We start from the raw sequence: 4021 nt of genomic DNA, 5'->3' as shown, positions 1-4021 counted from the left end.
ATCGGGCCATGTCTGTGATGCCGTCGCGCCACGACGCAATTTTGTCCGTCGCCCCCTTGATCCCGACGCCACTCCTCTGTATTGGCGCGCCTCCAGTTTGAATTCGAACCAGCAAGAACCCCGGCAACGGGGTCCGCTCTTTCATATCGGTAGGGTACATGGACAACAGCATCCGCATTCGCCTCAAGGCGTTCGACCATCGCGTGCTTGACCAGGCGGCCGGCGACATCGCCGACACCGCGCGTCGCACCGGCGCACTGATCCGTGGCGTCGGCCGTGAAGAGGTCGAGCGTGGCCAGGTTCTCTGCAAGCCGGGCTCGATCAAGCCGCACACCGAATTCTCCTCGGAGGTCTATGTCCTCTCGAAGGAAGAAGGTGGCCGTCACACGCCGTTCTTCGCGAACTACCGTCCGCAGTTCTACTTCCGCACGACCGACGTGACGGGCGAAGTGAAGCTGCCGGAGGGCACCGAGATGGTGATGCCCGGCGACAACGTGCAGCTCGGCGTCAAGCTGATCGCGCCGATCGCGATGGAAGAGGGCCTGCGCTTCTCCATCCGTGAAGGCGGCCGCACCGTCGGCGCCGGGGTTGTCAGCGCGATCTCCGCGTAATATAGGCCCCAGCCTTAACGAGCCGGCCGGCTCTCTTCGGAGAGTCGGCCGGTTTGCTTTTTATGAGAGGCCCTCGCGGCGCCGCCGCGGCCGGCCCAGGCTCTTTGACATCGGTAGGGACAATGGACAGCAACATCCGCATTCGCCTCAAGGCGTTCGACCATCGCGTGCTCGATCAGGCCACCGGCGAGATCGCCGACACGGCGCGACGCACCGGCGCGCTGACCCGTGGCCCCATTCCCCTGCCGACGCGCATCGAGAAGTTCACGGTCAACCGCGGCCCGCACATCGACAAGAAGAGCCGCGAGCAGTTCGAGGTGCGCACTTACAAGCGCCTTCTGGACATCGTCCAGCCGACCCCGCAGACCGTCGATGCGCTGATGAAGCTCGATCTCGCGGCGGGTGTTGATGTTGAGATCAAGCTGGCGTAAGGACGTCGGATCGCTGGCGAGGTGATTCACCTGCGCCGGCGCTTTTAGCTTCCCGTCATGGTCCTGCGGATCGACGGTCGAAGCGGAAAGCAAGGATACCGAACGGCTTTCTCCCCTTGGAGGCGCCGTTGTCTGCGTCCCCGCTTTCAACAAATTGGTGATCCGTCACCATGGTTGTTGAACACTGGCCCTGGCGGGGCATGCGGTTTCACTGGGCCAGGCTTCGGGCGACCGAAGCCTTTTTCGTTGGCAAGCCCGGCGCTCTGGCGATGGGCCTCTGTTTGGGAAGGAATTGATCATGCGCACTGGCGTGATCGCAAAGAAGGTGGGCATGACCCGGCTGTTCCAGGATGATGGGCGCCACGTGCCCGTCACCGTCCTGCAGCTCGACGGTCTCCAGGTCGTGGCGCGCAAGGAAGCGGATCGTGACGGCTATGTCGCGGTTCAGCTCGGCGCGGGGTCGGCGAAGGTCAAGAACGTCGCCAAGCCGCAGCGCGGCCACTTCGGCAAGGCCGAGGTCGAGCCGAAGGCCTATGTCCACGAATTCCGCGTGACCGAGGACAATCTCCTCGACGTCGGCGCGGAGCTGTCGGCCGATCATTTCGTCGCCGGCCAGTATGTCGACATTTCGGGCCGGACGCAGGGCAAGGGCTTTGCCGGCGCGCTGAAGCGCTGGGGCTTCGGCGGTCTGCGCGCGACGCACGGCGTGTCGGTCTCGCACCGTTCGCACGGCTCGACCGGCAACCGTCAGGATCCGGGCAAGGTCTTCAAGAACAAGAAGATGGCCGGCCACATGGGCGACCGTCAGCGCACGCAGCAGAACCTCGAGATCGTCCGCACGGACGCCGAGCGCGGGCTGCTGTTCGTGCGCGGCTCGGTGCCGGGCTCGAAGGGTGCCTGGCTGCTGGTCAAGGATGCGGTGAAGCTGCCGGCGCATGCCGATGCGCCCCGCCCGGCCGGCCTGAAGGCCGCCGCCAACAGCAACAACGCTGCCGAGACGCCGGCCGAGACCGTCGCCGCGCCGGAAGCGACCGAAGGCCAGGAGGGCTGATCATGAAGATTCAGGTCAAGAACCTCGACGCGTCGGCCGCCGGCGACATCGAACTCAACGACGACGTGTTCGGCATCGAGCCGCGCGCGGATATCCTGCACCGGGTCGTCACCTGGCAGCTGGAGAAGCGTCGCGGCACGGCGCGCGGCACGCGTGAGCGCGCCGACGTGGCCCGTTCGGGCAAGAAGCTCGGTCGCCAGAAGGGTGGCGGCACCGCCCGTCACGGCGATCGCCGCGCCCCCGTCTTCATCGGCGGCGGCAAGGCGCACGGCGCCCGCGTTCGCGACTTCAATCCGTCGCTGAACAAGAAGGTCCGCGCGCTCGGCCTGAAGATGGCGTTGTCGGCGAAGGCCAAGGACGGCAGCCTGATCGTGCTCGACGCGCTCGACGTGGCGGAAGGCAAGACCAAGGCGCTCGCCGCGCAGCTCCAGGGCCTGGGCTTCGGCCGCAAGGCGCTGGTGATCGACGGCGATGCACTGAACGTCAGCTTCGCGCATGCCTCGGGCAACCTGCGCGGCATCAACCTGCTGCCGGCCGTGGGCGCCAACGTCTACGACATCCAGAACCACGACACGCTGGTGCTGACGCGCGCCGCCGTCGAGAAGCTGGAGGCGCGTTTCAATGGCTAAGCAGCCGAAGGCGGCGGTGGACAACCGTCATTACGACGTGGTGCTGGCGCCCCACATCACCGAGAAGTCGACCCTGCTCAGCGAGCAGAACGCGGTCGTCTTCAAGGTGGCGGGCGATGCGACCAAGCCCGAGATCAAGGCCGCCGTCGAGGCGATCTGGTCGGTCAAGGTCACGGGCGTGAACACGATCGTGAGCAAGGGCAAGACCAAGCGCTGGAAGGGCGAAGCCTATCGGCGTTCGGACTCCAAGAAGGCGATCGTGACGCTGGCCGAAGGCCAGTCGATCGATATCACCACGGGAATCTAAGGCGATGGCGCTCAAGCATTACAATCCGACGAGCCCGGCGCGTCGTGGCCTGATCCTGATCGATCGGGCGCAGCTCTACAAGGGCAAGCCCGTCAAGGCGCTGACCGAGGGTCTGCGCAAGTCCGGCGGCCGCAACAACATGGGCCACGCGACCGCGCGCGGCATCGGCGGCGGCCACAAGCAGAAGTACCGCTTCATCGACTTCAAGCGTCGCAAGTGGGACCAGCCGGCCACGGTCGAGCGGATCGAATATGATCCCAACCGTTCGGCGTTCATCGCCCTCGTCAAGTACGAGGACGGCGAAGTGGCCTACATCATCGCGCCGCAGCGTCTGGCGATCGGCGACTCGGTCCTCGCGGCCAAGAAGACCGACGTGAAGCCGGGCAACGCGATGGAGATCGGCCAGGCCCCGGTCGGCACGATCGTCCACAATGTCGAGATGAAGCCCGGCAAGGGTGGTCAGATCGCGCGTGCGGCGGGTACCTATGTCCAGATCGTCGGCCGCGATCGCGGCATGGTGATGGTCCGCCTGAATTCGGGCGAGCAGCGCTATGTCCGTTCGGACTGCATGTGCACGGTCGGTGCGGTGTCCAACCCGGACAACGCCAACCAGAACCTGGCGAAGGCGGGGCGCAACCGCTGGCTCGGCTATCGCCCGCTGACGCGCGGCGTTGCCAAGAACCCGGTCGACCACCCGCACGGCGGCGGCGAAGGCCGCACCTCGGGTGGCCGTCACCCGGTCACCCCGTGGGGCAAGCCGACCAAGGGTGCCCGCACCCGTTCGAACAAGGCGACGGACAAGTTCATCATCCGTTCGCGTCACGCAAAGAAGAAGGGCTGATAGATGGCTCGTTCTGTTTGGAAGGGCCCGTTCGTCGAACTGAGCCTGCTCAAGAAGGCGGAGACGGCACAGGAGGCCGGCGGCCGTGGTGCGATCAAGACCTGGTCGCGCCGCTCCACCATCCTGCCGCAGTTCGTCGGCCTGACCTTCA

General features: G+C 65.9%; 6 protein-coding genes and 1 pseudogene. All 7 read left to right on the top strand.

The genetic code is table 11. The features are described 5' to 3' along the window. Positions 1-149: 149 nt before the first annotated feature. Positions 150-611 (top strand): annotated as a pseudogene (locus tag ACOJSF_RS01930) (30S ribosomal protein S10); the annotation flags it as partial. A gap of 122 nt (positions 612-733) precedes the next feature. Then, a complete protein-coding gene (gene rpsJ, locus ACOJSF_RS01925) occupies positions 734-1042 on the top strand; it encodes a 30S ribosomal protein S10 (RefSeq protein WP_167074487.1) in 309 nt (102 codons plus the stop codon). Between the two features lie 298 nt (positions 1043-1340). After that, positions 1341-2093 carry a 50S ribosomal protein L3 gene (gene rplC / locus ACOJSF_RS01920; protein ID WP_420140549.1) on the top strand — a complete coding sequence of 251 codons (753 nt, stop codon included), beginning with the start codon at positions 1341-1343 and terminating at the stop codon, positions 2091-2093. Between the two features lie 2 nt (positions 2094-2095). Continuing rightward, the gene (gene rplD, locus ACOJSF_RS01915; RefSeq protein WP_420140548.1) at positions 2096-2722 is read left to right on the top strand and encodes a 50S ribosomal protein L4; all 627 of its coding nucleotides are present in this window, start codon (positions 2096-2098) and stop codon (positions 2720-2722) included. Beyond that, on the top strand, positions 2715-3029 hold the full coding sequence (locus ACOJSF_RS01910) for a 50S ribosomal protein L23 (protein WP_420140547.1): 315 nt from the start codon (positions 2715-2717) through the stop codon (positions 3027-3029). The genes rplD and ACOJSF_RS01910 overlap by 8 nt, the downstream gene beginning before the upstream one ends. Before the next feature lie 4 nt (positions 3030-3033). Continuing rightward, positions 3034-3870, top strand: coding sequence for a 50S ribosomal protein L2 (gene rplB / locus ACOJSF_RS01905; protein WP_420140546.1), 837 nt, complete (start codon positions 3034-3036; stop codon positions 3868-3870). 3 nt (positions 3871-3873) lie between these two features. Next, positions 3874-4021: ribosomal protein S19 family protein (locus ACOJSF_RS01900; protein ID WP_420140550.1), on the top strand; the 148-nt coding region annotated here is incomplete at its 3' end.

Origin of the sequence: Sphingomonas sp., assembly GCF_048594985.1 — a bacterium.
Classification (GTDB): Bacteria; Pseudomonadota; Alphaproteobacteria; order Sphingomonadales; family Sphingomonadaceae; genus Sphingomonas_I.
This window is presented reverse-complemented; position numbering and strand designations above follow the sequence as displayed.

Excerpts from the sequence above, each read along its gene's own strand:
- rplD (WP_420140548.1), top strand. The coding sequence starts at position 2,096 with ATGAAGATTCAGGTCAAGAACCTCGACGCGTCGGCCGCCGGCGACATC.
- rpsJ (WP_167074487.1), top strand. The coding sequence starts at position 734 with ATGGACAGCAACATCCGCATTCGCCTCAAGGCGTTCGACCATCGCGTG.
- rplC (WP_420140549.1), top strand. The coding sequence starts at position 1,341 with ATGCGCACTGGCGTGATCGCAAAGAAGGTGGGCATGACCCGGCTGTTC.
- rplB (WP_420140546.1), top strand. The coding sequence starts at position 3,034 with ATGGCGCTCAAGCATTACAATCCGACGAGCCCGGCGCGTCGTGGCCTG.
- ACOJSF_RS01910 (WP_420140547.1), top strand. The coding sequence starts at position 2,715 with ATGGCTAAGCAGCCGAAGGCGGCGGTGGACAACCGTCATTACGACGTG.